Origin of the sequence: Lactobacillus sp. A27 (assembly GCF_016742815.1) — a bacterium.
Taxonomy (GTDB): domain Bacteria; phylum Bacillota; class Bacilli; order Lactobacillales; family Lactobacillaceae; genus Lactobacillus; species Lactobacillus gallinarum.
Genome location: NZ_JAEHNT010000023.1, coordinates 1 through 710 on the forward strand (window position 1 = coordinate 1; position 710 = coordinate 710).

At 40.6% G+C, this 710-nt stretch carries 1 protein-coding gene; it reads right to left on the bottom strand.

Going from position 1 to position 710, the window contains the following annotated elements:
- The coding region (gene tnpC, locus JEM49_RS04325) for an IS66 family transposase (protein ID WP_201873807.1) at positions 1–710 on the bottom strand (710 nt) is incomplete at both ends.

Genomic DNA, 710 nt, shown 5'->3' on the forward strand with positions numbered 1-710 from the left:
AATTCTTCCGGCCCATGACGAGTGATTTTACAGCGCGTTCGGCCTTATTGTTAGATAATTCTAAATTGCCATCAAGCAAGACATGCTCAAAAGTAGCTTGATGCTTGAGGGTATAATTAATGGCTCTTCCCAATTTAGAGCCTGGCAAAACGGTGATTTTATTTTTCTCACACCAGTTGAAGAACTCTTGCATCAGAGGCTTGAGCTTTGCTTGTCTTAGCTGGTAACGTTCTTGTTTGCTCAAATTCTCCCAGGTTTGTTCTAAGTAAAACATGCGATTGCAGTAGTTGAGTCCTTTTTGGGCAAGGGACTTTTCAGAAGCCTGTTGTGGTACGGCTTCGTGAAACTTTCTTCTAACATGAGCCCAGCAGCCAACTAAAGTTGCTTTCGGCAATTGCTCATAAGCCTGCCACATATCACAGTGCAAATAACCGGGATAGTTTCCTAAAAAGTTTAAGGCAACCTTGCCACTCCGGGAAGGATCATGATGATAGAGTGTAATCCCGTATTGATCATGTTTGCCTGAAAGGAAGACCCAATAGTAAGTCTTGATTGTTTTACTTTCTAAGACTGTGTAATAAGTTTCATCGGCATGTAAAATTGGCCGCATTAACAGCTTTTGCTTAAGCAGATCATACACTGGTTTAAAGTAGTATTGACTGCTTTTCAAATCCCAATAATTTAACATCTGTCTTGAAACTTTTAGTCCC